Annotated in this window: 23 protein-coding genes and 2 tRNA genes; 9 read left to right on the top strand and 16 right to left on the bottom strand. The window is 71.2% G+C overall.

The genetic code is table 11. The annotated features are described in order from the left end of the window. Positions 1-3 precede the first annotated feature (3 nt). Positions 4-1563: a nitrogen regulation protein NR(I) gene (gene ntrC, locus FHP08_RS07470; protein WP_147703831.1), complete on the top strand. Its 1560-nt coding sequence runs from the start codon at positions 4-6 to the stop codon at positions 1561-1563. Positions 1564-1712: 149 nt separating this feature from the next. On the opposite strand, the gene xth is transcribed toward ntrC, so the two are convergent. Together xth and FHP08_RS07460 are read right to left on the bottom strand one after the other, a co-directional pair. Next, positions 1713-2531 carry an exodeoxyribonuclease III gene (gene xth, locus FHP08_RS07465; RefSeq protein ID WP_147703830.1) on the bottom strand — a complete coding sequence of 273 codons (819 nt, stop codon included), beginning with the start codon at positions 2529-2531 and terminating at the stop codon, positions 1713-1715. After that, the gene (locus FHP08_RS07460) at positions 2528-2842 is read right to left on the bottom strand and encodes a hypothetical protein (RefSeq protein WP_147703829.1); all 315 of its coding nucleotides are present in this window, start codon (positions 2840-2842) and stop codon (positions 2528-2530) included. The genes xth and FHP08_RS07460 overlap by 4 nt, the downstream gene beginning before the upstream one ends. Before the next feature lie 109 nt (positions 2843-2951). On the opposite strand from FHP08_RS07460, the gene FHP08_RS07455 reads away from it, so the two are divergent. Both FHP08_RS07455 and FHP08_RS07450 read left to right on the top strand, forming a co-directional pair. Next, positions 2952-4700 carry a PHA/PHB synthase family protein gene (locus tag FHP08_RS07455; RefSeq protein ID WP_147703828.1) on the top strand — a complete coding sequence of 583 codons (1749 nt, stop codon included), beginning with the start codon at positions 2952-2954 and terminating at the stop codon, positions 4698-4700. Further along, positions 4697-5920: an acetate/propionate family kinase gene (locus tag FHP08_RS07450; RefSeq protein WP_147703827.1), complete on the top strand. Its 1224-nt coding sequence runs from the start codon at positions 4697-4699 to the stop codon at positions 5918-5920. Before FHP08_RS07455 ends, FHP08_RS07450 begins: the two co-directional genes overlap by 4 nt. Positions 5921-5943: 23 nt before the next feature. Here FHP08_RS07450 and FHP08_RS07445 read toward each other — a convergent pair whose 3' ends face one another. The 3 genes from FHP08_RS07445 to folD all read right to left on the bottom strand — a co-directional run bounded on the left by FHP08_RS07445 (position 5944) and on the right by folD (position 10113). Beyond that, the gene (locus tag FHP08_RS07445) at positions 5944-6693 is read right to left on the bottom strand and encodes a glutaredoxin family protein (RefSeq protein WP_187272212.1); all 750 of its coding nucleotides are present in this window, start codon (positions 6691-6693) and stop codon (positions 5944-5946) included. Then, positions 6686-8821 (bottom strand): M3 family metallopeptidase, encoded by a 2136-nt coding sequence (locus tag FHP08_RS07440; RefSeq protein WP_147703825.1) that lies wholly within the window; start codon positions 8819-8821, stop codon positions 6686-6688. Before FHP08_RS07440 ends, FHP08_RS07445 begins: the two co-directional genes overlap by 8 nt. A gap of 428 nt (positions 8822-9249) precedes the next feature. Next, on the bottom strand, positions 9250-10113 hold the full coding sequence (gene folD, locus FHP08_RS07435) for a bifunctional methylenetetrahydrofolate dehydrogenase/methenyltetrahydrofolate cyclohydrolase FolD (RefSeq protein ID WP_147703824.1): 864 nt from the start codon (positions 10111-10113) through the stop codon (positions 9250-9252). A gap of 183 nt (positions 10114-10296) precedes the next feature. Between folD and FHP08_RS07430 the strand changes: the two genes are divergently transcribed. From FHP08_RS07430 to nudC, 3 genes are all read left to right on the top strand, one after another. Further along, positions 10297-10372, top strand: a tRNA-Ala gene (locus FHP08_RS07430). A 14-nt stretch (positions 10373-10386) separates the two neighbouring features. Further along, positions 10387-10462, top strand: a tRNA-Glu gene (locus tag FHP08_RS07425). 113 nt (positions 10463-10575) lie between these two features. Continuing rightward, positions 10576-11412 (top strand): NAD(+) diphosphatase, encoded by an 837-nt coding sequence (gene nudC / locus FHP08_RS07420; RefSeq protein WP_147703823.1) that lies wholly within the window; start codon positions 10576-10578, stop codon positions 11410-11412. 45 nt (positions 11413-11457) lie between these two features. Here nudC and FHP08_RS07415 read toward each other — a convergent pair whose 3' ends face one another. The 8 genes from FHP08_RS07415 to FHP08_RS07380 form a co-directional block, all read right to left on the bottom strand. Then, a complete protein-coding gene (locus FHP08_RS07415) occupies positions 11458-12438 on the bottom strand; it encodes a DUF808 domain-containing protein (protein ID WP_147703822.1) in 981 nt (326 codons plus the stop codon). A 1-nt stretch (position 12439) separates the two neighbouring features. Further along, the gene (locus tag FHP08_RS07410) at positions 12440-13399 is read right to left on the bottom strand and encodes a cyclase family protein (RefSeq protein WP_147703821.1); all 960 of its coding nucleotides are present in this window, start codon (positions 13397-13399) and stop codon (positions 12440-12442) included. Between the two features lie 103 nt (positions 13400-13502). Further along, positions 13503-14480 (bottom strand): DMT family transporter, encoded by a 978-nt coding sequence (locus FHP08_RS07405; RefSeq protein WP_147703820.1) that lies wholly within the window; start codon positions 14478-14480, stop codon positions 13503-13505. Between the two features lie 47 nt (positions 14481-14527). Beyond that, on the bottom strand, positions 14528-15319 hold the full coding sequence (locus FHP08_RS07400) for a 2-keto-4-pentenoate hydratase (RefSeq protein WP_147703819.1): 792 nt from the start codon (positions 15317-15319) through the stop codon (positions 14528-14530). Then, positions 15316-16218 (bottom strand): DMT family transporter, encoded by a 903-nt coding sequence (locus FHP08_RS07395; protein WP_147703818.1) that lies wholly within the window; start codon positions 16216-16218, stop codon positions 15316-15318. The genes FHP08_RS07400 and FHP08_RS07395 overlap by 4 nt, the downstream gene beginning before the upstream one ends. A 77-nt stretch (positions 16219-16295) precedes the next feature. After that, on the bottom strand, positions 16296-16700 hold the full coding sequence (gene cueR, locus FHP08_RS07390; protein WP_147704339.1) for a Cu(I)-responsive transcriptional regulator: 405 nt from the start codon (positions 16698-16700) through the stop codon (positions 16296-16298). A gap of 61 nt (positions 16701-16761) precedes the next feature. Then, positions 16762-16959: a heavy-metal-associated domain-containing protein gene (locus FHP08_RS07385; protein WP_147703817.1), complete on the bottom strand. Its 198-nt coding sequence runs from the start codon at positions 16957-16959 to the stop codon at positions 16762-16764. A gap of 104 nt (positions 16960-17063) precedes the next feature. Next, positions 17064-17816, bottom strand: a complete 753-nt coding sequence (locus FHP08_RS07380) for a response regulator (protein ID WP_147703816.1) — start codon at positions 17814-17816, stop codon at positions 17064-17066. 292 nt (positions 17817-18108) lie between these two features. Between FHP08_RS07380 and dusA the strand changes: the two genes are divergently transcribed. Beyond that, complete coding sequence (gene dusA / locus FHP08_RS07375) at positions 18109-19128, top strand: tRNA dihydrouridine(20/20a) synthase DusA (RefSeq protein ID WP_147703815.1); 1020 nt, start codon at positions 18109-18111, stop codon at positions 19126-19128. Here the strand turns inward: dusA and FHP08_RS07370 are convergent. Beyond that, complete coding sequence (locus tag FHP08_RS07370; protein ID WP_147703814.1) at positions 19097-19462, bottom strand: DUF2069 domain-containing protein; 366 nt, start codon at positions 19460-19462, stop codon at positions 19097-19099. The genes dusA and FHP08_RS07370 overlap by 32 nt on opposite strands. Before the next feature lie 17 nt (positions 19463-19479). On the opposite strand from FHP08_RS07370, the gene FHP08_RS07365 reads away from it, so the two are divergent. Beyond that, positions 19480-20838, top strand: a complete 1359-nt coding sequence (locus tag FHP08_RS07365; RefSeq protein WP_147703813.1) for a YihY family inner membrane protein — start codon at positions 19480-19482, stop codon at positions 20836-20838. An 18-nt stretch (positions 20839-20856) separates the two neighbouring features. Here FHP08_RS07365 and FHP08_RS07360 read toward each other — a convergent pair whose 3' ends face one another. Further along, positions 20857-21681: an alpha/beta fold hydrolase gene (locus FHP08_RS07360; protein ID WP_147703812.1), complete on the bottom strand. Its 825-nt coding sequence runs from the start codon at positions 21679-21681 to the stop codon at positions 20857-20859. 4 nt (positions 21682-21685) lie between these two features. Continuing rightward, positions 21686-22981 (bottom strand): O-acetylhomoserine aminocarboxypropyltransferase, encoded by a 1296-nt coding sequence (locus FHP08_RS07355; RefSeq protein WP_147703811.1) that lies wholly within the window; start codon positions 22979-22981, stop codon positions 21686-21688. A gap of 219 nt (positions 22982-23200) precedes the next feature. Here FHP08_RS07355 and FHP08_RS07350 point away from each other — a divergent pair. Then, positions 23201-23700: hypothetical protein (locus FHP08_RS07350; RefSeq protein ID WP_222707840.1), on the top strand; the 500-nt coding region annotated here is incomplete at its 3' end.

The following is a 23700-nucleotide window of genomic DNA, read 5'->3' as shown; positions in this document are numbered from 1 at the left end:
GGAATGAACGAGATCTGGATTGTCGACGACGACCAGTCGATCAGGTGGGTCCTCGAGAAGGCGCTGACGCGCGACGGATTCGCGGTGCGCGCCTTCGGAAGCGCGCGCGAATGCCTGGCGGCGCTCGAGGACGACAGCCCGCGTGTGCTGGTGTCCGACATCCGGATGCCGGGCGCCAGCGGCCTGGAACTGCTGCAGCAGTTCAAGACCAAGCGACCCGCCACGCCGGTCATCATCATGACCGCCTACTCCGACCTGGACAGCGCGGTCTCGGCCTTCCAGAGCGGGGCCTTCGACTACCTGCCCAAGCCCTTCGACCTGCCCAGCGCGGTGGAGCTGATCCGCCGCGCCTGGGAGGAAAGCGAGCGCGAAGCCGCGGTCGAGGAGATCGTCGACCAGGGCCTGGACATGCTCGGCCAGGCGCCGGCCATGCAGGAGGTGTTCCGCGCGATCGGCCGGCTGTCGCAGTCGAACGTGACCGTGCTGATCACCGGCGAGTCGGGCACCGGCAAGGAGCTGGTCGCCCGCGCGCTGCACAAGCACAGCCCGCGCGCGCAGAACGCCTTCGTGGCGCTGAACACCGCTGCGATCCCGCGCGACCTGCTCGAGTCCGAGCTCTTCGGCCACGAGCGCGGCGCCTTCACCGGCGCGCAGCAGACCCGGCGCGGCCGCTTCGAGCAGGCCGAGGGCGGCACGCTGTTCCTGGACGAGATCGGCGACATGCCGGCCGAGCTGCAGACGCGCCTGCTGCGCGTGCTGTCCGACGGACAGTACTACCGGGTGGGCGGCCACCAGCCGCAGAAGGCCAATGTGCGGGTCATCGCCGCCACTCACCAGAACCTCGAGGACCGGGTGCGCCAGGGCCTGTTCCGCGAGGACCTGTTCCACCGGCTCAACGTGATCCGGCTTCGCCTGCCGCCGCTGCGCGAGCGCAGCGCCGACGTGCCGCTGCTGGCCCGCCACTTCCTGCAGGCCAGCGCGCGCGAGCTGGGCGGCGAGCCCAAGCGACTGACCGAGGCGGCGATGCGGGCGATGTCGGCCTTCGCCTGGCCCGGCAACGTGCGCCAGCTGGAGAACACCTGCCGCTGGCTGACCGTGATGGCGCCGGCGCAGATCGTCGACGTGAAGGACCTGCCGCCCGAGGTGCGCGAGGGCGGCCCGGCGGGCGAGGCAGCGAACGCCGTCCGGCCGCCGGTCTCGCTGCGGCCCGAGGCGACTGCCGATGCCGGCAATCAGCCGGCGGGCGGGCTGCCGAACGGCGCCGCACGTGCCGAGGTCGCACCCTCCTCGGGCGCTGCCGGCTTGCTCCAGCCCGGCGACTGGTCGTCGCTGCTCGAACTCGAGGTCGCGCGCAGGCTGGCGGCGCAAGCGCCGGAGCAGCGCGCCGAAGGCGGCAGCGAGCTGATGGATCAGCTGACCCGCGAGTTCGAGTCGACGGTCATCGGGACGACGCTGAAGCACACCCGCGGCCGCCGGATCGACGCCGCGGTGCGCCTGGGCATCGGCCGCAACACGATCACCCGCAAGATCCAGGATCTGCACCTGGAAGACGGCGAGGACTGAGAACGTGTGAATAAATCTACTGCGCGGTCCGATCTCGCACCGCCGATGCTCGCCGTACTCCTCCGTACGGCTGCGCTGCTCGGCGCGACCTCGGACCGCTCGCTACGATTTCTTCACACGTTCTGAGCGCCGGGAAGGAGCCTTTTCGCTCAGCCGTCCAGCGTCGCCACCACCGGCGCATGGTCCGAAGGCTGCTCGAGCTTGCGCGGCTCGCGGTCGATCGCGCAGGCGCGCACCCTGGGTGCGAGCGGCGCGTCCACCAGGATGTGGTCGATGCGCAGTCCCGCATTGCGGCGAAAGCCCAGCATCCGGTAGTCCCACCAGCTGAACTGTCTGGGCGGCTGCTCGAACAGCCGGAACGTGTCGACCAGGCCGAGCCCGGCCAGCTGGAAGAAGCGCGCGCGTTCCTCGTCGGAGCAGTGGATCTGGCCCGCCCACTTCTCGGGGTCGTGGACGTCGCGGTCTTCCGGAGCGATGTTGAAGTCGCCGAGCAGCGCGAGCAGGGGCGTTGCAGTGCCGGCGGATTCGCCACCCGCCGACGGGGCCGTACCGCGAATGCCCGGCTTCAGCCACTCGATCAGCGCGTCGATCCAGCGCAGCTTGTACTCGAACTTCTCCGAGCCCACCGCCTGGCCGTTCGGAAAGTAGGCGCAGACCACGCGCAGCCCGCCGACCGTGGCCGAGATCAGGCGCTGCTGCGGATCCTCGAAGAGCGGGTTGCCCACGACCACGTCGGCCGGCGGACCGACCGTGTCGCGGCGCGCGAGGATGGCCACGCCGTTGTAGGTGGGCTGGCCCGCGAACGCGGCCTCGTAGCCGGCCTCGGCGATCGCGTCCCTGGGGAACTGTTCGTCGCGCAGCTTGGTCTCCTGCAGGCACAACACGTCGACCGGATTGGCGGCGAGCCAGTCGACCACCTGCGGCAGGCGGACCTTCAGGGAGTTGACGTTCCAGGTGGCGAGTTTCATGGCAGGCAGCGTCCCTCGTAGACGACGATGTCCGGCAAGGCGGCGGCGGTCGCTCCCAGGGGTTTGCGCGCGTCGATCGCGTAGCCGTTCGGGCAGTGCCGGTGCCGCTGCAGGGTTTCCTCGAGCGCGCGCAGCCTGAGGCGCTCGGCCTGCGGTCCGTGCAGGTCGCAGGGCCCCTTGCAGTCGTGCCGGTACCAGAAGCCGCGCTCGGACTTCTCGAACGGCGCCCTGAGCTTGAAGGAATTCCCCGCGCAGCCCGCCAGCGCCAGCAGGCAGACGACGAGCGTGCCGTAACGAGAAAGTCCTTTCATCGGTGCGATGATAGACGACGGGCCGCCGGCGCCTGCGCCGCGCCGCCCGTTTTGACCCTCGCAGCTTCTGTCCGATGATCGGGGGTCCGGTCTTCGATCCTGCGAACACATGACTCCGGCACCTTCCGACACCCCGTCGCCCGCCCAGCACCTCGACCAGCAAGCGCATGCGGCGATCGCCCGCGCCACCGGCGCGCTCTCGCCCACCTCGGCGCTGCTGGCCTACCTGGACTGGGCGATGCACCTGGCGGCCTCGCCGGGCAAGCGCAGCGAGCTCGCCACGCTCGCGATGGACAACGCGATGCACCTCGCGCGCTACGCGAGCCAGGCGGCGCTGCGCCCGCCGGGGCAGGCGCCGCACTGCATCGAGCCGCGCGAGAGCGACCGCCGCTTCGCCGACGAGGCCTGGCAGCAGTGGCCCTTCTGCCTGATGCAGCAGTCCTTCCTGATGGCCGAGCGCTGGTGGGACCAGGCCACCCGCGGCGTGCGCGGCGTGGATCGCCATCACGAGAACATGGTGGCCTTCGCGGCCCGCCAGTGGCTGGACATGATCTCGCCGGGCAACTGGCTGCCGACCAATCCGGTCGTGCTCCAGCGCACGGTGGAGCAGGGCGGCATGAACCTGGTGCGCGGGCTCGCGAACCGGCTCGAGGACCTGCAGCGACGCACGGCCGGCGAACCGCCTGCCGGCGTCGAGCGGTTCGTGGTGGGGCGCGATCTGGCGGTGACCCCCGGCAAGGTGGTGCTGCGCAACCGGCTGATGGAGCTGATCCAGTACTCGCCCACCACCGACGAGGTTCGCCCCGAGCCGGTCCTGATCGCGCCGGCCTGGATAATGAAGTACTACATCCTGGACCTCTCGCCGCACAACTCGCTGATCCGCTGGCTGGTCGGCCAGGGCCACACGGTGTTCTGCATCTCGTGGAAGAACCCCGACAAGGACGATCGCGACCTGGGCATGGACGACTACCTGGACCAGGGCGTGTTCGCCGCGCTGGGTGCGATCGGCGCGATCGTGCCCGGCCGGAAGGTGCACGCCACCGGCTACTGCCTGGGCGGCACGCTGCTGTCGATCGCAGCCGCGGCCATGGCGCGCGACGGCCACGAGCGGCTGGCCTCGATGACGCTGTTTGCCGCGCAGACCGATTTCACCGAGCCCGGCGAGCTTTCACTGTTCATCGACGCGAGCCAGGTGTCGCTGCTCGAGGCGCAGATGCATGAGACCGGCTACCTCACCGGCGAGCAGATGGCCGGCGCCTTCCAGATGCTGCGCTCCTACGACCTGCTGTGGTCTCGGCTGGTCAACGAGTACCTGATGGGCGAGCGCTCGCCGGTCAGCGACCTGATGGCCTGGAACGCCGACACCACGCGCATGCCGGCGAAGATGCACTCGCAGTACCTGCGACGGCTCTTCCTGCACGACGACCTGAGCGAGGGCCGCTACCCGGTGGGCGGCCGCCCGGTGGCGCTGGGCGACATCGACCTGCCGGTGTTCTGCGTGGGCACCGAGACCGACCACGTGGCGCCGTGGCGCTCGGTGCACAAGCTGCACTACTTGAGCCCGGCCGAGATCACCTTCGTGCTGACCAGCGGCGGGCACAACGCCGGCATCGTGAGCGAGCCGGGCCATCCGCGCCGGCACTACCGGGTGCTCACGCGGGAGGCCGGCGGCCCCTACCTGTCGCCGGACGAGTGGGTGACGCAGGCCCCGCGCAAGGAGGGCTCCTGGTGGCCGGAGTGGGGCGCCTGGCTGGCAGCGCGCTCGGGCGAGCCGGTCGCGCCACCGCGGATGGGCGCGGCGCGCAAGGGCTATCCGGTGCTCGGCGATGCGCCGGGCGAGTACGTGCTGCAGAAATGAGCGAAATGCTGCTGGTCCTGAACTGCGGCTCGTCGAGCATCAAGTTCGCGCTGTTCGACCTCGGCCGCGAGCCGCTGTCGCGCCGGCCCGAGTGGGGCGGCAAGATCGGCGGCATCGGCCAACCGAACGCGGCTATCGACGAGAACGGCGGCGCGCCGCAGCCGGTGGCGCTCGACGCGGCGAGGCCCTCGGCAGCGCCCGGCGCTGCCGGCCCCTATCACGCCGCGCTGGACCTGATCCTCGAGCGCACCCGCGAGCGGCTGGCCGGGCGGCCGCTGGCCGGCGTGGTGCACCGGGTGGTGCACGGCGGGCACAAGTACTTCGAGCCGGTGCGGCTCGATGCCACGGTGCTGGCCGACCTGCGGAGCTACATCCCGCTCGCGCCGCTGCACCAGCCCTTCGCGCTGGAAGCGATCGATTCGCTGCTGGCCTCGAGCCCAGCGCTCACCCAGATCGCCTGCTTCGACACCGCCTTCCATCACACGCTGCCGGTGGTCGAGCAGATGCTGGCGCTGCCCTGGAGCGCCTGGGAGCGGGGCCTGCGCCGCTATGGCTTCCACGGCCTGTCCTACGACTACCTGTCGGTGGCGCTGCCCGAGCGGCACGGCGACCGGGCCCGCGGGCGGACCATCGTGGCCCACCTGGGCAGCGGCGCCAGCCTGTGCGCGATGCGCGAGCTGAAGAGCGTGGCCACCACGATGGGCTTCTCCGCGCTCGACGGCCTGATGATGGGCACGCGCTGCGGCGCGCTCGACCCGGGCGCGGTGATCTACCTGATGGAGATCGAGAAGCTCACGCTCGAGCAGGTGGGTCACCTGCTGTACCACGAGTCGGGGCTGCTGGGCGTGTCGGGCGTGTCGCCCGATCCGCGGGTGCTGCTGCAGCAGGAGTCGCGCACCGACGAGACCGGCGAACGGGTGCGCGCGGCGCTCGCGCTCTACGTGCGACGGATCGTGCGCGAGGTGGGCTCGCTCGCCTCGGCGCTCGGCGGGCTCGACATGCTGGTGTTCACCGCCGGCGTGGGCGAGCACAACGTGGCGATCCGCGAGCGGGTGTGCCGGGATCTGGCCTGGCTGGGCGTGGAACTGGATCCGCAGGCCAATGCGGAGAATGCGCCGGTGCTGTCGACGCCGGGCAGCCGGGTGCTGGTGGGCTGCGAACCCACGAACGAGGAGTGGCTGGCGGCCCTGCGCGCCGATCCGCTGCTCAGGGGCAGCTGAGCGGCCGCGGCCCGGCCGGGCTTCTAGAAACGGATCGAGGCTTCCGCGCTGCCAGCCGCCGATGCGTCGGCGCGGGGGCGGGGAAGCTCGCGCCTGGTGGGGACCGCGGCCTGCGTGGCGACCGCGTCGGCATCGGCAGCATTGGTGCCGTTCGCATTCCCCGGAGCCTCCAGCGACACCGCTGCCGGCTCGGGCACGGTCAGCGGCTCGGGCTTTGCGAAGCGCCAGTTGCGCGGCAGCTTCGATTCCTTCGGGTAGCCGGCCGCGTCGAGCGAGCGGTCCCAGCCCGAGGGCTCGAAGCCGGTCAGCCGCTCGCTCCCGATCCGTACAGCCGGAAAGGACAGGGTCGAGAAGCCCAGGGCCCGGAAGGCATCGGCATCGCGCGCGGTGCGGACCTCGCGTGCCTCGTGCGGGATGCCGCGCCGCGAGAGATGCTCGCGCGCCTGCTCGCAGGGTGGGCAGTCGGCGGTCAGGTAGAGGACGACCGGATGGCGCTGGGCCGCGGTGCGCAGCTCGTAGGGCAGGGTGGCGGCGTTGCCCGCAGGCGATGCGGCCGCGGCGACCGGCTTGCCCAGCGGGCGCGCGCCCGGCGGCGGTCGGTCGCCGTAGGTGACGCTGCCGTCGGCGGCGACCCACTTGAACTGGGCGAAGGCCGGCGACGACAGCGCGACGGCCGCCAGCGCGATCGCGGGAAGCAGGGCGCCGCGAAGCCCGCCGAGCGGTGCGGCAAGGAAGGCGCGCGCCGCGCGCCGGCCGGTACAGGGTTCAGGCATGGGATGGCTCCGGGTCGGATGCCTCGACCATCCCATTGTGGCGCAGCAGCGCGTCGAGTTGCGGGTCGCGCCCCCTGAACGCGCGGAACGAGTCGATGGCCGGTCGGCTGCCGCCCACCGACAGGATCTCGGCAAGGAAGCGGCGCCCGGTTTCCGCCACGGCCGCGACCGGTTCCGGCGCCGCCAGGGCCTCCTCGAAGGCCGCGTAGGCGTCGGCCGACAGCACCTCGGCCCACTTGTAGCTGTAGTAGCCGGCCGAGTAGCCGCCCGCGAAGATGTGCGAGAAGCTGTTCTGGAAGCGGTTCCAGGCCGGCGGGATCACCACCGCGACCTCGCGGCGGACCTCGTCGAGCAGGGCCTGAACGTCCAGTCCCGGCGCGTGCTCGGCGTGCAGCCGCATGTCGAAGAGCGAGAACTCGATCTGGCGCAGCGTCTGCATGCCGCTCTGGAAGTTCTTCGCGGCCAGCATCCGGTCGAAGAGCTCGCGCGGCAGCGGCTCGCCGGTGTCCACGTGCGCGCTCATCGCGCGCACGTTGTCCCACTCCCAGCAGAAGTTCTCCATGAACTGGCTGGGAAGCTCCACCGCGTCCCATTCCACGCCGGAGATGCCGGACACGCCGGCGTCCTCGATCCGGGTCAGCAGGTGATGCAGGCCGTGGCCGAACTCGTGGAACAGCGTGGTGACGTCGTCGTGGCTGAGCAGGGCGGGCCGCTTGCCGACCGGCGGCTGGAAATTGCAGACGAGGTAGGCGGCCGGCGTCTGAAGCGCGCCGGCATGCCGGCGGCGGCCGCGGGCATCGTCCATCCAGGCGCCCGGGCGCTTGGAGGCGCGCGCGTAGAGGTCCAGCCAGAACTGGCCAAGCAGCTCGCCGTCGCGCTCGATGCGGAAGAAGCGCACGTCCGGGTGCCAGGCCTCGGCCTGGTCGGGGCGAATGGACACCGAGAACATCCGGCCGATCAGGCCGAACAGGCCGTCGAGCACGCGCGGCAGCTGGAAGTACTGCTTGACCTGCTGGTCCGAGAACGAATAGCGGGCTTCCTTGAGCTTCTCGCTGGCCCAGGCCAGGTCCCAGGGCTGCAGCGCGTTCATGGCCAGCTCGGCGGCCGCGAACTCGCGCAGCTCGCGCAGGTCGCGCTCGGCGAAGGGGCGGGCGCGCGCCGCCAGGTCGCGCAGGAATCCGATCACCTGCTCGGGCGAATCGGCCATCTTCGGCACCAGCGACACTTCGGCATAGTTGCGATACCCGAGCAGGCCGGCCTCCTCCTGGCGCAGCGCGAGCAGCTCGTCGATGACCGGCGCGTTGTCGAGCGCGTTGCGCTTGCCCTCGTCCTCGGGCGCGACCGCGCCGGCCGAGGCGCGGGTGGAATAGGCGCGGTACATCTGCTCGCGCAGGCCGCGATCGTTCGCGTACTGCATGACCGGCAGGTAGGACGGGAACTGCAGCGTGAACTTCCAGCCTTCGCGGCCATCGGCCTGCGCGGCCTCGCGGGCGGCCTCGATCGCGTCGGCATGCAGACCGTCGAGGCGGGTCTCGTCTTCCACGAGCAGCGCGAAGGCATTGGTCGCGTCGAGCACGTTCTCGGAGAAGCGCTGCGACAGCGCCGCGTGCCGGTCCTGGATCTCGGCGAAGCGCTCGCGCGCCGGCGACTTCAGTTCGGCTCCGCCCAGCCGGAAGTCGCGCAGCGCGTTCTCGACCGTGCGGCGGCGCGGCGCGGAGAGTGCGGCAAAGGCCGGCTGCGCCGCGAAGGCCTTGTAGCGCGCGAACAGCCCCTCGTGCTGCGACAGCTCGGTGAAGAACTGCGTGACGCGAGGCAGGTTCGCGTTGAAGGCCTCGCGCAGCTCGGGCGAATCGGCCACCGAGTTCAGGTGCCCCACGATGCCCCAGGCCCGCCCGAGCCGCTCGGTGGCGTCGTCCAGCGGCTCGACGAAATCGTCCCAGGTGAGCGGCACCGAGTCCTCGGTGACCTGCTCCAGCGCCTTGCGCGCCTCGTCGATCAGCACGTCCAGCGCCGGGCTCACGTGCTTCGGTTCGAAGCCCGAGAAGCGCGGCAGGCCCGAGAAGTCGAGCAGGGGGTTGTCGGCGGCGTCGAGCTGGGGGGTGGCGGGCATGGCGGTGGTGTCGGTCATGTCTTGATCGGTCGTGACTCGGTCGCGCGCGCGAGCTTATGCCAGCGCACGAGCTGGTTGTTGAGGCTGATGACGAACAGAAAGCTTACGTTGGGGCGGCGCGGGCGGGTCGCAAGCCCCTTCGGCCAAGCGGCGGCCTGCGGGCGGGGTGCGTCGCCGGCACCGCGCTGTCCAGGCGCGTGGGCAGAGGCCGGCTTTGCGCGCGCGTCGGCGCTGGCGAGAGAGCGCCGCCGAGACCGGATGCGCGAAGCGCAAGTCGGCCCATGTTCGAGCGACCGCAGGGAGCGAGTTCGGGCCGACGGTCCGGGCTCGGCGAAGCGCGACCGAGCGTTTCCGTAGGACAGCGCCATCGTGCGCGCAAAGCCGGCCTCTGCCCTCGCGCCTGCACCCATGCCCCGATGCGGCGCACCCCGCCCGCAGGCCGACGGTCAACCCGCGAAGCGTCGCGCCGCCTCGACGGTATTCACGAGCAGCATCGCGATCGTCATCGGCCCCACGCCGCCCGGGACCGGCGTGATCGCGCCGGCCACCTCGACCGCGCTCGCGAAGTCCACGTCGCCGCAAAGCTTGCCGGCATCCGGCCCTTCCTCGATCCGGTTGATGCCCACGTCGACCACGATCGCGCCGGGCTTGATCATGTCGCCGGTGATCATCTTCGGCCTGCCCACCGCGGCCACCAGGATGTCGGCGCGTCGCGTGTGGAAAGCCAGGTCGCGGGTGCGGCTGTGGCAGATGGTCACGGTGGCGCCTCCCTGCATCAGCATCAGCGCCTGCGGCTTGCCCACGATGTTGCTGCGGCCCACGATCACGGCCTCGGCCCCGTCGAGCCGCGCGCCGGCGTGCTCGAGCAGCTTCATCACGCCGTATGGCGTGCAGGGACGGAAGAGCGGCGTGCCGGTGAGCAGGCCGCCGGCGTTCTGAAGGTGGAAGCCGTCGACGTCCTTGGCCGGAGCGATCGTCTCGATGACCAGGCGCTCGTCGATGTGCGGCGGCAGCGGGAGCTGGACCAGGATGCCGTGCACCGCCGGGTCGGCATTCAGCTCGCGGATGCGCGCGAGCAGGTCGGCCTCGGTCGTGTCGGCGGGCATGTGGTCGAAGACCGAATGGATGTCGGCCTCGGTGCAGGCGCGGATCTTGTTGCGCACGTACACGGCCGAGGCGGCCGAGTCGCCGACCAGGATCACCGCGAGCCCCGGCCGCGTGCCGCGCGCGGTGAGCGCGGCGGCGCGCTCGGCGACCTCGGCGCGGATCGTTCGGGACAGGGCGATGCCATCGAGGATTCGGGCGGTCATTCGGGTGTACTCCGGGGATCGTCGGTTGCGGTTGCCGGCTCGGTGACGGCCGTGGCCACGCGGCTGTCGGCCCGGCCGTTTCGGAGGCCCGGCCGTTTCGGATTCCCGATCGATGCTAGCACGGCTCCCACGGGGCCAACTTGCACCGCGTCATGGGGCCTGCTATAGTTTCGGTCTTGCCGGGGGGGTATAGCTCAGCTGGGAGAGCGCTTGCATGGCATGCAAGAGGTCAGCGGTTCGATCCCGCTTACCTCCACCACCGGAAGAGTGAAAGTCCCGTTCGTCTAGAGGCCTAGGACACGACCCTTTCACGGTTGTAACAGGGGTTCGAATCCCCTACGGGACGCCAAGATTCGAGCAACGCCCCGATTCGGAAACGAGTCGGGGCGTTTTGCTTTGGATACGCCATCCATGGCTTGGGACGCGCCCATCCGCGCTCCGCCGTGAGCGCATAATTCGCGCATGCTGAAAGTTCCCGACACCTTCGAATACGCGCTCGACTTCGAGCTCGACGACGACGCGATCGCCCACGTCTTCGTGCGCGACGCGCTCGTTCAGTTCGGCGACACGCCGGGCGCCTTGCCCTGGCGCTTCTATCGGCAGGCCGGCCTGGTCGCAGGCCGGGTGCACGGCATCGGCCAGCTCGACGGCCGCCGGCACCTGGCGGTGGCGCTGCCCGACGAGTTCGGCGCGGAAACCCTTCCCGAGGGGCTGCGCGCGGCGGGCCTGCGCAGCTGGTTCGGGGTGCTCGACGACGTCTCGCTGGCCATCGCGATGCGCGGCGTGCAGCTCGTGGAGTGGGATCGCACGCATCGTTTCTGCGGCGCCTGCGGCACCCCGACCGAGCGCGTGGGCCACGAGCGGGCCCGCCGTTGCCCGTCCTGCGGACTGAGCGCGTATCCGCGGATCTCGCCGGCGATGATGGCGCTGGTCACGCGCGGCAAGGAGCTGCTGCTCGGGCGCGGCCTCAATTTCCCGCCGGGGCGCTACAGTGCGCTGGCCGGCTTCCTCGAGGCGGGCGAGTCCGTCGAGGAGGCGCTGGTGCGCGAGGTGCGCGAGGAGGCCGGCGTGGAGGTGAAGAACCTGCGCTACTTCGCGAGTCAGAGCTGGCCCTTCCCGAACTCTCTGATGATCGCTTTCACCGCGGAGTGGGCGGGCGGCGACATCCGCATCGACGCGAACGAGCTGGCCGATGCGCAGTGGTTCCCGATCGACGCGCTGCCGCAGCTGCCGCCGCGGCTGAGCATCGCTCGGGCGCTGATCGACGCGACGGTGGCGGAGCTGTCGGCGCGTCCCTGACCGATGCCGCCGGCCGCCACGCGGCCGGGGCGGATGCGGCGTCGCTCAAGGCGCGGGCGTGCCGCGCAGCTTCGCCACGAGGCTCACGATCGCCACGGTGATGCCGCCGGCCACGATGCCGGTGACCGCGTCGACCAGCGTGGGCGCGATCGCGCCCAGCGTGCCGCCGAGCCGCTCGGAGATGTCCACGGCCCAGTGATGCAGGGGCGCGATGCCGTGCGTGAGGATGCCGCCGCCGACCAGGAACATGGCGGCGGTGCCGGCCACGGACAGGCCCTTCATCAGCCAGGGCGCCGCGGACAGGATGCCCATTCCGAGCTTGCGCCGGAAACGCGCCCACGCGCCTTCGCCGGGGCGCCGGCTCAGGTGCAGACCGGCGTCGTCGAGCTTCACGATGCCGGCCACCACGCCGTAGACCCCCAGCGTCATGATCAGCGCGATGCCGGTCAGCACCGCCACGCGCATGCCGAAGCCGGCGTCGGCGACCGTGCCCAGCGTGATGGCGATGATCTCGGCCGACAGGATGAAATCGGTGCGCACCGCGCCCGAGATCTTCTCCTTCTCGAACGCGACCAGGTCGATCGACGGGTCGGCGAGCGCCTTCACGCGCTCGCCGCGCGCCTCGGCTTCCTTGTCGCGATGCGCGAGCTTGTGCCAGACCTTCTCGAATCCCTCGTAGGCCAGGAACAGGCCGCCGGCCATCAGCAGCGGCGTGACCGCCCAGGGCGCGAACGCGCTGATCGCCAGCGCCGCGGGCACCAGGATCAGCTTGTTGCGCAGCGACCCCTTGAACACGGCCCAGACCACCGGGAGCTCCCGGTCGGCCTTCACGCCGGTGACCTGCTGGGCGTTGAGCGCCAGGTCGTCGCCCAGCACGCCCGCGGTCTTCTTCGTGGCGACCTTGGTCAGTGCCGCCACGTCGTCCATGGCGCCGGCCGCCTGCTTGGCGGAGATCTTGGTGAGGATCGCGACGTCGTCGAGCAGCGTCGCGATGTCGTCGATCAGCGCAAGCAGGCTGCTGGCCATTTCAGCGGATCGCCACTGGGTTGATCATCGACTGGACCGCGCCCTTGTACTTGTTTTGGCCCAGCACGAACATGAACTCGTAAGCCTTGTCCTGCGCGAGCGGCGCGGTATTCATGTTCTCGAGGATGTAGGTGCCGTTCTTCGCCAGCAGGATCTGGTGCACCTCGAAGACGCCCACGCCTTTCTCGAAGGGCAGCACCTCGAGGCCCCAGGTGTCGGCGCCCACCGCCACCACGCCCTTTCCGACCAGGTACAGGGCGCCTTCCTTGCCCAGGCCCGGCTCCACGCTGCCGTAGCGTTTCGGGTCCTTGTCGATCAGGCTCAGCCAGCCGGTGTGGAAGAGCACGACGTCGCCCTCGCGGATCTCCACGCCCTGTTTCCTGGCGGCGCCCTCGATCTCCGCCTTGTTGAAGGCGGTGCCTTCCTTGACCACGTCCACGCCCAGGTAGCCGGCCATGTCGAGCAGCACGCCGCGGGTGACCATCGGCGGGACCTTCTCGATGCCGTACTTCTTCAGGCCGGTGGAGTCGACGAAGTCCTTTGCGTGCACGCCGTTGTAGTAGACGTTGTCGATGCCGATGTGGCCCAGGCCGTCGAGCTGGCTGCCGATGCCGACCCAGCAGTTCAGGATGTCGTCGTTGTAGCTGGTCTTGGTCTCGCCCAGCGTGGCGCCGGCGTGCTGGCCGGGCTGCACGATGTAGAGCTTGCAGCCGCGCGGCGGGAAGGCCGGCGTGTCGGGCGTGACCTCGATGCCCAGCGAGTAGACCTTGCCGGTCTTCACCAGCTTGGCCGCGGCCGCCGCGCGCTCGGGCGTCAGGTAGTTGGCGGCGCCGATCTCGTCCTTGGCGCCCCATTTCGATGGATGCCAGTTCGCCTGTTGCGCAAAGGCGAGCGACGCGGCCAGGCCCAGGCTCGCGCCCAGGGTCGTGAGGGCGGCGAGGCGCCGATTCGATCGCATCATGGTGTCTCCTCGTTGGTTCGGTCGAAGCCGGCCCCGGCTGCGCGGGACTCCGTGCGCGAAGGCGAGGCGGCCGCGTCGATCATCGGGGCGGCTCGAGCGGCCGTCAATCTCCGCGAACCGGCGGCGTTGCCGGACGATGCCGGAATCGCTGCCACTGCATGACCAGCACGCCGGCCAGCACCAGCGCGCCGCCCAGCACCTGGCCGCCGGTGGGCACGAAGCCGAACATCATCGAGATGAGCACGCCGAAGACTGGCACCGCGTTCTGCCACAGCACGCCGGCGGCCAGCCCCACCCGCGACACGCCCACGTTCCAGAGCAGCCCGCCGAGCGCGGTCGAGAAGGTGCCGGTGAGGCCCAGCCACAGCAGGGCCTCGGCGTCGGGCGACAGGTTGGCCGGCGGCGCGACGCCTGCGGCGCGGATCAGCGCCCAGCAGGGCAGCAGCCAGAAGGCCGCCCCGAGCGTCGCCGCCCAGGTGCGGCGCAGCTGCGGCACCGATGCGTCGAACCAGCGCTGCGCGTAGAGCGAATACGCGGTCCAGCAGGCGAAGGCGAGCACGATCAGCGGTTCGCCGCCCTGCAGGCGCATGCCGCTGCCGTCGGTGCGGCTCCAGACGGCGATCGCGCCGCCCACCAGGGTGAGCACCACCGCGGGCACGAAGCCGCGCTCCAGCGGCGAGCCGGTGAGCAGGCGCATGGTCACCGCGCCATAGACCGGGGCCCCGGCCATGATCGTGGCCGCGGTGATCGTGTTCGTGTAGCGCAGGCCCAGGTTGTAGAAGACGAAGAAGCCGGCCATCGCGGCCGACATCGCGGCCAGTCGCGCCACGCCGATCGGCAGCGCCAGCCGGCGCCAGCCCAGCATCAGGCTCACCGCCCCCGCCAGCACCAGCGAGGCGAGCGCTGCCCGGATCAGGCTCAGGAAGAAGGGATCGAAGCTGCGAAACAGGATCGCGGTGAGCGGGATGTTGGCGCCCCAGAACACGCTGGTGGCGAGGTAGGCCAGCGTGCCGGAGGCGAGCGCGCCCACGGCCGGCGAGGGCGCGCTCGTTGCAGTGGCCGGCGGGGACGGTGTGCGCATGGGGGAGGGTTCGTCGGTGTGCGGTCGCTCGGCGTGCAGCCGCTCGATCAGTCCGCGAAGCGGACGTCGACGCTGCCCAGCGCGCCGAAGTCGGCGAACACGTGGTCGCCGGGCTGGATCTCCAGCGGCGGCAGGCAGGTGCCGGTGGTGACCACCTGGCCCGCCTCGAGCGCGATGCCTTGCGCCGAAAGCTCGTCGACCAGCCAGGTGAGCGCCAGGCGCGGGTCGCCGAGCACGTTGCTGCCGATGCCGTCGCGCGTGTAGCGCTCGCCGACCCGGGCCCGGACGGACCAGGCGGCGAGGTCGGTGTCGCGCCAGCTCTCGGGCGCGGGGCGGCCGGCCACGAAGCGCCATGCGCAGGCGTTGTCGGCGATCAGCTGCGGCGCCCCGGCCCGCTCGAATGCCGAGAAGCGCGAGTCCGGGACCTCGATCGAGGGCAGCAGGGCTTCGACCGCGTCGAGCACTTCGCCGCTGCGCCAGGGGGCGTCGCGCGGCGCCAGGGTGCGGCCCATCCGGAAGGCGAATTCGACCTCGGCCACCCGCATCCGGTTGCCGGCCAGCGCGATCCGGTCGCCGGGCGCGTGGACGCGGTCGGCGAAGATCCGACCGCCCAGCGGGCCATCGACGCCGATGTGCTTCTGGCCGGCCTCGCTGGTCGCTGCGATCTTCCAGCCCCAGCAGCGCGAGCCCGATTGCGCGAGCAGCGCCGACTGGACCAGGTAGCCGTCGGCGCGACTGGCCGGGCGGCAAGCTTCCGGCAGGGCATCGAGCGTGGCGGCCTCCTGCCAGGCCCTCCAGAGCAGGCCGGCTGCCCGCCGCGCGGTGTCTTCGGTGATCATGTCCTTCCTCCTTGCGCGCGGGCCGGGCTCGCGGGGGCCGTGGCGGACCCGCCCGGCAGCAGGATCAGCGCGGCGGCGCCGAGCACCGCCGCGAAGCCGGCCAGGTCGATCGCGCCGGGCCGGTCGCCGACCAGCATCATCGCACCGAGCACGCCCACCACCGGAATCATCAGCGTGGTCAGCGCCGAGGTGGACGCACTGGTGCGCTCGAGCATCCTGAACCAGAGCAGGTAGGCCAGCGCGGTGGCGAGCAGCACGTGAAAGGCGAGGGCTCCTGCGACCTGCGCATCGAAGCGCGCAAGGCGCGGGGTCTCGCCGCTGGCGACCAGGCCCAGCCCGGCGCAGGCGGCGCCCACGGCAAGCTGCCATCCGGTGGCCACGATCCGGTCGCCGGCAATGGGGCGCCACTTCAGGTACACGGTACCGGCGGCCCAGCCGAGCGCGGCCAGCAGCGGGAAGACCAGGCCTTTCTTCGATCCGCCGTCGGCGAGCACCGGCCAGGCGAGCAGCGCGATGCCCAGCGCGCCGACGGCCAGCGCCAACGCCCTGCGCCGGTCGAGCCGCTCGCCGAGCAGCAGCCAGGCGAACAGCGCAGTCCAGACCGGCATCGTGAAGGTGAGCACCGCGGCGCGCGAGGTGCTGGTGTTCAGCTGCGCGAAAGCGGTGGCCACGTTGAACACCGCGATGTTGAGCACGCCGGCGATCGCGACCCGCGGCGCCATGCCGGGGGCGAGCGCGAGCGACCGGCCCAGCGCCTTCGCGATGGCGAGCAGCAGCAGCGCGCCGCAGGCCAGCCCCGCGCCGCGCAGCGTCCAGGGGGGCAGAGCGGTCAGCGCGATCCGCACGGCCGGCCAGTTCAGACCCCAGAGCAGCGCCAGCACGATGGGAACGATCCTCATCGGATCATTTTAGGGCCTGTTCGTGGGGGGGCAGGAAGGATTGCCCCGGCAAGCGATGCCGACTTGCACGACGCGAGTCAAGGCGAGGCGGCTCCGTCTCCGGCCAGGCCGTCCAGGATCGGGCAGTCGGGGCGGTGGTCGCCGTGGCAGGCGTGCGCGAGCGAGGCGAGGGTGGCGCGCATGCGGCGCAGTTCGGCGATGCGCTCGTCCAGCTCGACGATGTGCGACTCCGCCAGCGCCTTGACCTCCGCGCTGGGCCTCGACTGATCGCGCCACAGATCCAGCAGCGTGCGGATCTGGTCCATGCCGAAGCCGAGTTGCCGGGCCTGGCGGACGAAGCGCAAGGTGTGCAGGTCGGTGTTGGAGAACTGGCGGTAGCCCGAGAAACTGCGTTGGGCCGCGGGCAGCAGCCCGATCTCCTCGTAGTGCCGGATCATCTTGGCGCTCACGCCGGTGGCGTGAGCGGCCTGGCCGATGTTCAGCGGTCCGGAGGGCGCCTGCGGCCGCGGGGCACCGTTTGCGGCCCCGCCCGGCGCCGCCGGTTCAGGCCGCGATCTCGTAGCCGGCTTCACGGATCGCCCCGGCCAGTTCGCTGCGCGGCCGCTCGCTCGTCACCTCGACCGTGCCGGTCGTGAGGTCGACCCTGACCGTGGCCGCCGAGTCGATCTCCTGGATCGCGCCGGTGACCGCGTGCACGCAGTGCCCGCAGCTCATGCCTTCGACCTGGAATACCTGGTTCATGCCCATCTCCCTGTGTGCGACCGCGATTGCGATTGCAGTGCCGTCGCCCTTGCGCGACCCTTGCCTTGACGGAAGCCAGTTTCAAGCTTCCCATTATGGGAAGGTCAAGCGCTGGCGTCGAGCCTGTTCCGCAACCCCATCCGGCTGGCGGCGATCACTGCCTGGGTGCGGTTGCGGACGCCCAGCGCGCGAAGCACGGCGCTGACGTGCACCTTGACCGTTCCCTCGGCCAGGTCGAGCTGCCGGCAAATCAGCTTGTTGGGCAGGCCGCGCAGGATCAGGCGCAGGACATCGCACTGCCGATCGGTGAGGCCGAGCTTGCGCGGGTCGAGCGTTGCGCCTGCGCTTGCTGCAACCGGAGGCGGCGCCGGCGCGCGGGAGGGCGCGAAGCCGCTTGCGGACGGGGGTTCGCCGGCCGAGACGCCCGGACGCGAGGGCGCCTCGCGCAGGAAATCCCGGCCGAGCGCCTCGCGCGGCAGGTAGACGTGGCCGGAAGCCACCAGTCGCAGGGCGTCGGAGATGACGTCGGACTGGCTGGTCTTCGGGATGTAGCCTGCGGCGCCGAGGTCCAGGCAGCGCAGGATGGTCTCCCGGTCGGTGCGGCCCGAGAGCACGATGGTGGGCAGGGTGGGACGTAGCTCCCTGAACGCGGCCAGGCCTTCGAAGCCTTCGCAATCCGGCAGGCTCAGGTCGAGCAGGGCGAAATCCCATTCGGCGCCGGACTCCAGCAGGCGGCGCGCGCTCGCGAACGAGTCGGCCATGTCGATGCGGCCGCCCGGCCCGAGCGACGCCAGCGTCATCCTGACCGCGTCGCGGATCAGGGGGTGATCGTCGATGATCAATGCCGAGACGCTCATCGCGTTCCTCTCCGGTTCGGTGCTGGTCGTTCCCCTTCCTTGCATCGGGCGCCACGCGGGGCGTGGACGCGATGCCGGCCGGCAATGCCTGTCCTGCCGATGGGGAATTGTTCCCGCGAGCGGGGGCAGGGTGTCAAGCATCCGCCGGGCCTAGGCAGGGCGCCTAGGCCATTCGGCCTAGGCCGGTCGGTCGGATCGCGCGTGCCTGCCGATTTCGGGGAACCGGCCCTCGGGTCTCGCGAGCGCCGGCCGGGCATCGGCTCGTGGCCGGGCGCGACGGTAAAATGCCGCGATGAATCAGGATCTTGCTTCGCACCGCTTTTGCGTCGCGCCGATGATCGACTGGACCGACCGGCACTGCCGGCGCTTCCATCGGGTGCTGTCGCGCCGGGCGCGGCTCTACACCGAGATGATCACCACCGGCGCGCTGATCCACGGCCCGCGCGAACGGCTGCTGGCCTTCGATCCGGCCGAGCATCCGGTGGCGATCCAGCTCGGCGGCTCGGAACCCGCCGACCTCGCGCGCAGCGCAAAATGGGCCGAGCGCGCCGGCTACGACGAGGTCAACCTGAACTGCGGTTGCCCCAGCGAGCGGGTGCAGCGGGGTTCCTTCGGCGCCTGCCTGATGGCCGAGCCGGCGCTGGTGGCCGACTGCGTGAAGGCGATGCGCGACGCGGTGTCGGTGCCGGTCACGGTCAAGCACCGGATCGGGCTCGACCGGATCGAGGACTACGGCTTCGTGCGCGATTTCGTCGGCACGCTGGCCGAGGCGGGCTGCGAGCTGTTCATCGTGCATGCCCGCAATGCCTGGCTGAAGGGGCTCAGCCCCAGGGAGAACCGCGAGGTGCCGCCGCTGCGCTACGAGATCGTCGAGCGGCTGGTGCGCGACTTTCCCGATCGCCGTTTCGTGCTCAATGGCGGCCTGCGCAGCCACGACACGGCGCTCGCCCGGCTGCGTGCCGGCCCCGGACACGGGCCGCGGCTGGCCGGCGTGATGTTCGGCCGCGAGGCCTACGAGAATCCCTGGTCGCTGGCCGCAGTGGACATGCTGTACTTCGACGAGCAGGGGCCCGTCGAGCATCGCGAGGCGGCGGTCGAGGCGATGCGCGCTTACCTGCTGAGCGAGGCCGCCGCCGGCACCCCGCCGCGCGCCATCGCGCGGCACATGCTGGGCCTGTTCAACGGGCTGCCCGGCGCGCGGCGCTGGCGCCGCGCGCTCAGCGATTCGGCCACGCTGGCCCGCGAGGGCGTGCGGATCCTGGATGCCGGCCTGGAGGCCTTCAGAACCTTGCCGGCTGTCGCCGAGACCTGACGTAGGCGAGGATCGCCGCGAAGGCGGTCGCGGCCAGCAGGGTTTGCGCCACCGCCAGCGGTACGCTGGGCCCGGTATCCGAGGTGGCGCGCACCACGCCTTCGGTGAAGTAGAGCAGGATGGCCATCGACCACCACTGGTAGGCGCGCACGCGGCCACGGGCGATCGCCGGCAGCGCCAGGACCAGCGGCAGCACTTTCAGAGAAAGCAGCCAGGCGCCGGGGCGCAGCGGCGCCAGCCAGGTTTCCCAGGCCACGCCCAGCGCGATCAGCGCCACGAAGCAGGCCAGCACGAAGTGACGCAGAAACCCGGGGCGCAGGAATTCGGAAGACATCGTTCAGAATTATAAGGATGAAGACAGCGCCCCGATCGTCGATCCCGGCCGCGGTCGCGCCGGAGGTCCCGTTCGGCAAGGCCCTGGTCAACCTGCTGCGGGCCATGCGCGAGCAGGCCCGCGTGCTGCACCTGTCTCAGGTCGCCGGCAGCCTCGCCTTCCTGTCGATGATCGCGATCGTGCCGATGTTCTCGCTCGGCTTCGCGGTGCTGACCGCGCTGCCGGTATTCGGCAAGATGCGCGAGGCGCTGAACCGCTTCCTCGATGGCAACTTGTTCCCGACAGCCTTCAGCGAGACCTTGCTGAGCCATCTGGCGCAGTTCGCGGCCAAGGCCGGCGAGCTGTCGGCGATCGGCGCGATCGCGTTCTTCGTGACCGCCTTCACCGCGCTGCTCACGGTCGAGGCCACGATGAACCAGATCTGGGGCGCGGACCGGCACCGGCCCCTCACGCTCAGACTCACACTCTACTGGGCGGTGCTCACGCTCGGGCCGCTGCTGTTGGCGACCAGCCTGAGCTTCAACGGCCTGGTCGTCGCCAGCTGGCTGCGCAGCGGCGAGATGCAGCAGCTGCGCGGGCTCTGGTTCGCGCTGGTGCCCTGGCTGACCAGCTTCGTGGGGCTGAGCCTGCTCTACCGGCTGGTACCCGCGACCGTCGTGCGCTGGCGCGATGCGTTCATCGGAGCCCTGTTCGCCTCGCTGCTGATCGAAGTGCTGCGCCGAGGCCTCGGGCTGTACGTGGCGCAGTTTCCTTCGTACACGATCGTCTACGGCGCCTTTGCCGCACTCCCGCTGTTCCTGCTCTGGCTGTTCCTGGGCTGGACCGCGCTGCTGGCTGGCGCGCTGCTCGCGGCCAACCTGCGCTGGTGGCGGCAACCCGACGACACGCAGGTGCGTCGCACGCTGGCCGACCGCTTCGACGAGGCGCGTGGCGTGCTCGAGGCCATGGCGCGCGAGCTCGGCGACAACGCCGACGCCATGTTGCCGGTTCGGCGACTGGCCGGGCTGTTCGACGGCGATCCGCGCCGCGCGGCGGAGGCCGCCGGGCTGCTGGTGTCACTCGGCTACGTGACCCGCTTCGTGAGGCTCATCGACGTGGCGCCGATCGAGGAAAAGCCGGGGATGCGCAAGCTGGGGGGGCTGCGTCGGCTGCTTCGGCGCTCGCCGCTGCCGGTCGTCGACGACGAGGACGATCCGATCTGGGCCGAGCGCTGGGGGTGGGCGGCGCGGCCGTCGGCGTCGTCCCTGCGCCCGCTGTTCGACGCGATCTGGTGCCCCGCGAGCGGCGACTCGCGGCAGGCCTTTCCGTCGGCCTTACTGGATGCGCCGCTGTGGGCGCCGTCGGCTGCTCCGGCGGGCCGGCCCCAATCGGCCTGATGGCGGCGGCGCCGCGGGTCAGCCCGCCGGCGCGAACTCGCGCAACGCGCTCAGCACGGCCAGCGGCTTCTCGGTCATCAGCGAGTGGCCGGAGTCGGGGATCTCGACCACCCGCGGCGCAGGCAGGCCGCGTCCGGCCAGCGCCGCCGCGCAACGGTCGATCAGCGGGCGCGAGGCGCGCGGCGGCGTCATCAGGTCGCGCTTGCCGAGCACGAAGAGCACCGGGCAGGCCAGCGCGTCGGCCCGCTCGAAGCCGGCCTGGTAGGCGTTGCAGGCGGTGAAGTCGTTCAGCAGCACGCCGGGTTTCTGGCGTTCCATCAGCCGGCGGTTCTGGTGCCAGATCGAGAAGCCGGGGCCCGGGCAGCTGGGCGGGTCGTACAGCGAGCCGTGCGACCAGCGGTTGATCATGTCGAAGGCGCGCGGCTCGTCGGTCCGGGCCGCGTCGAGCAGCGCATCGGAGACCGGCATCGGGAACACGCTGCCGACCAGCCCGATCCGGTCGACCTTCTCCGGCGCGCGCCCGGCGGCGTCGAGCGCAATCAGCGAGCCCATGCTGTGGCCCACCAGCGTGGCCCTGGCCGCGCCGGCGACCGCGAGCGCGGCGAGCACCCAGTCGGCCATCGCTTCGACGGTGGCGAGCGGCTCACCCTCGCTGCGCCCGTGGCCGGGCAGGTCGAAGGCGAGCACCGAGAAGCCGTGGTGGGCCAGGTAGCGCGTCTGCAGGATCCAGACGCTGTGGTCGTGCTGCGCGCCGTGCACGAAGGCGATCACCGGGCGGGCGGGATCGAATGGGCGCCCGCCGGTGTAGGCGTAGGCGCGTTGTCCGTTGACCTGCAGCCACATGGGATCAGCCCTTTTGCGCCACGCGGAACGCGGCCTTCAGATCGGAGATCAGGTCGTCGGCGTCCTCGAGGCCGACCGACAGTCGCAGCGTGCCTTCGCCGATGCCGGCTGCCCTCAGCGCCGCCGAGTCCATGCGGAAGTGCGTGGTCGACGCCGGGTGGATGACCAGCGAGCGCGCGTCGCCGACGTTGGCCAGGTGCGAGAACACGCGCAGCGACTCCACGAAGCGCCGGCCCGCGGCGCGATCGCCCTTCAGGTCGAAGCTGAAGACCGCGCCGCAGCCGCGCGGCAGCAGCTTCTTCGCCAGCGCGTGGTCGGGGTGCGACTCGAGCGCCGGATAGGACACGCGCTCGACCATCGGGTGCTCGGCCAGGAAGCGCGCCACCTTCTCGGCATTGGCCACGTGCCGGTCCATCCGCAGCGACAGGGTCTCCAGGCCCTGCAGGATCTGGAAGGCGTTCATCGGGCTCAGGCAGGCGCCGAAGTCGCGCAGGCCCTCGCGGCGCGCGCGCAGCAGGAAGGGCGCCACAGTGGACTCTTCGGAGAAGACCATGCCGTGGAAGCCCTCGTAGGGCTCGGTGAGCTCGGGGAACTTGCCCGCGGCGTCCCAGTCGAAGCGGCCCGAGTCGACCAGCACGCCGCCGACCACCGTGCCGTGGCCGCACAGGAACTTGGTGGCCGAGTGGTAGACGATATCTGCGCCGAGCTCGAAGGGGCGGATCAGCCAGGGTGTGGTGAAGGTGGAGTCGACCAGCAGCGGCACCCGGTGCGCATGGGCGATCTCGGCCACGGTCGGGATGTCGAGCACGTCGAGGCCCGGGTTGCCCAGCGTTTCGCCGAACAGCATGCGCGTGTTCGGCCGCAGCGCGGCGCGCCAGGCATCGGGATCGCGCGGGTCGACGAAGGTGGTCTCGATGCCGAAGCGGCGCAGCGTGTAGTGCAGCAGGTTGTGCGAGCCGCCGTACAGCGCGCGCGAGGCCACGATGTGCGAACCGGCGCCGGCCAGCGTGGCCACCGCCAGGTGCAGCGCCGCCTGGCCGCTGGCCGTGGCGATCGCGCCCACGCCGGCCTCGAGCGCGGCGATCCGCTCCTCGAAGACCGACACGGTCGGGTTGCTGATCCGCGAGTAGACGTGACCGGCCTGTTCCATGTTGAACAGCGCCGCCGCCTGGTCGGAGTCGCGGAAGACGAAGGCGGTCGACAGATGGATCGGCGTTGCGCGGGCCCCGGTGGCGGGGTCGGGCACGGCGCCGGCATGCAGTGACAGGGTGTCGAAGCCCTGGGGGTCGCTCTGGTTCATCGAAAAATGCTAGCACGTGAGGGACCTCCCGCAGGACGAGGGGGGCGGCCCTTACACCGGGCGGTTGGCCAGCGCGATGGCCGATCCGGACGCCTGCCGGCCGTCGGCCCGCAGCGCGCGGACGGCGGTCGGTGGCGCGGCCAGGCATCGCGCGGCATCCGGCACGGGAGACAATCGGTCCAACTCCCGCTCGATGGCCTCCGGGTCGACGGAACCTTCATGCAAGCGCAACGCCCCGTCTATCGAATTGCCGCCGCCGGCCTGGATCCGCGTGACGTACGGCTGATCGAGATCGTCTTCAAGCACAGCCAGTACAACCGGTTCGAGTTCGTCTTCGACGACGGATCGAACCCGCACACGGTGGACGTGCTGCTGGCCAATACCGCGGCGCCCGAGGGCCTCCAGGCGGTCAGCGCGGTGCGCAAGCTGCCGCGCCACGTCCCGGTGGTGGCAGCGGTGCCGCGCGGCGTGCCGAGCCCGGCGCGCCACGCGATCTCGATCGACAGGCTCACGCTGCAACTGCTGCCCATCCTGAACCGGGTGGTCGAAGCCGAACTGCTGTCGCAGGACACGCAGCCGATGACGGTGCCGCTGCCCCGCGACGACGCGCAGTTCCCGGCGGCCTGGCCGCAGCCGGGGGCGGCCGCCGTCGCGGGACAGGCCGAGCCGGCCGCACCCGCGGCCCCGTCCCGGCTGCCGGCCACCAACGCCGCGCCCGC

This window comes from Zeimonas arvi, from assembly GCF_008039575.1.
In the GTDB taxonomy this organism is placed as follows: domain Bacteria; phylum Pseudomonadota; class Gammaproteobacteria; order Burkholderiales; family Burkholderiaceae_E; genus Zeimonas; species Zeimonas arvi.
Note: the sequence above shows the minus strand (reverse complement) of the source record. Positions and strands in the feature narration are given on the sequence as shown.

Excerpts from the sequence above, each read along its gene's own strand:
- ntrC (WP_147703831.1), top strand. The coding sequence starts at position 4 with ATGAACGAGATCTGGATTGTCGACGACGACCAGTCGATCAGGTGGGTC.
- xth (WP_147703830.1), bottom strand. The coding sequence starts at position 2,531 with ATGAAACTCGCCACCTGGAACGTCAACTCCCTGAAGGTCCGCCTGCCG.
- FHP08_RS07460 (WP_147703829.1), bottom strand. The coding sequence starts at position 2,842 with ATGAAAGGACTTTCTCGTTACGGCACGCTCGTCGTCTGCCTGCTGGCG.
- FHP08_RS07455 (WP_147703828.1), top strand. The coding sequence starts at position 2,952 with ATGACTCCGGCACCTTCCGACACCCCGTCGCCCGCCCAGCACCTCGAC.
- FHP08_RS07450 (WP_147703827.1), top strand. The coding sequence starts at position 4,697 with ATGAGCGAAATGCTGCTGGTCCTGAACTGCGGCTCGTCGAGCATCAAG.
- FHP08_RS07445 (WP_187272212.1), bottom strand. The coding sequence starts at position 6,693 with ATGCCTGAACCCTGTACCGGCCGGCGCGCGGCGCGCGCCTTCCTTGCC.
- FHP08_RS07440 (WP_147703825.1), bottom strand. The coding sequence starts at position 8,821 with ATGACCGACACCACCGCCATGCCCGCCACCCCCCAGCTCGACGCCGCC.
- folD (WP_147703824.1), bottom strand. The coding sequence starts at position 10,113 with ATGACCGCCCGAATCCTCGATGGCATCGCCCTGTCCCGAACGATCCGC.
- nudC (WP_147703823.1), top strand. The coding sequence starts at position 10,576 with ATGCTGAAAGTTCCCGACACCTTCGAATACGCGCTCGACTTCGAGCTC.
- FHP08_RS07415 (WP_147703822.1), bottom strand. The coding sequence starts at position 12,438 with ATGGCCAGCAGCCTGCTTGCGCTGATCGACGACATCGCGACGCTGCTC.
- FHP08_RS07410 (WP_147703821.1), bottom strand. The coding sequence starts at position 13,399 with ATGATGCGATCGAATCGGCGCCTCGCCGCCCTCACGACCCTGGGCGCG.
- FHP08_RS07405 (WP_147703820.1), bottom strand. The coding sequence starts at position 14,480 with ATGCGCACACCGTCCCCGCCGGCCACTGCAACGAGCGCGCCCTCGCCG.
- FHP08_RS07400 (WP_147703819.1), bottom strand. The coding sequence starts at position 15,319 with ATGATCACCGAAGACACCGCGCGGCGGGCAGCCGGCCTGCTCTGGAGG.
- FHP08_RS07395 (WP_147703818.1), bottom strand. The coding sequence starts at position 16,218 with ATGAGGATCGTTCCCATCGTGCTGGCGCTGCTCTGGGGTCTGAACTGG.
- FHP08_RS07385 (WP_147703817.1), bottom strand. The coding sequence starts at position 16,959 with ATGAACCAGGTATTCCAGGTCGAAGGCATGAGCTGCGGGCACTGCGTG.
- FHP08_RS07380 (WP_147703816.1), bottom strand. The coding sequence starts at position 17,816 with ATGAGCGTCTCGGCATTGATCATCGACGATCACCCCCTGATCCGCGAC.
- dusA (WP_147703815.1), top strand. The coding sequence starts at position 18,109 with ATGAATCAGGATCTTGCTTCGCACCGCTTTTGCGTCGCGCCGATGATC.
- FHP08_RS07370 (WP_147703814.1), bottom strand. The coding sequence starts at position 19,462 with ATGTCTTCCGAATTCCTGCGCCCCGGGTTTCTGCGTCACTTCGTGCTG.
- FHP08_RS07365 (WP_147703813.1), top strand. The coding sequence starts at position 19,480 with ATGAAGACAGCGCCCCGATCGTCGATCCCGGCCGCGGTCGCGCCGGAG.
- FHP08_RS07360 (WP_147703812.1), bottom strand. The coding sequence starts at position 21,681 with ATGTGGCTGCAGGTCAACGGACAACGCGCCTACGCCTACACCGGCGGG.
- FHP08_RS07355 (WP_147703811.1), bottom strand. The coding sequence starts at position 22,981 with ATGAACCAGAGCGACCCCCAGGGCTTCGACACCCTGTCACTGCATGCC.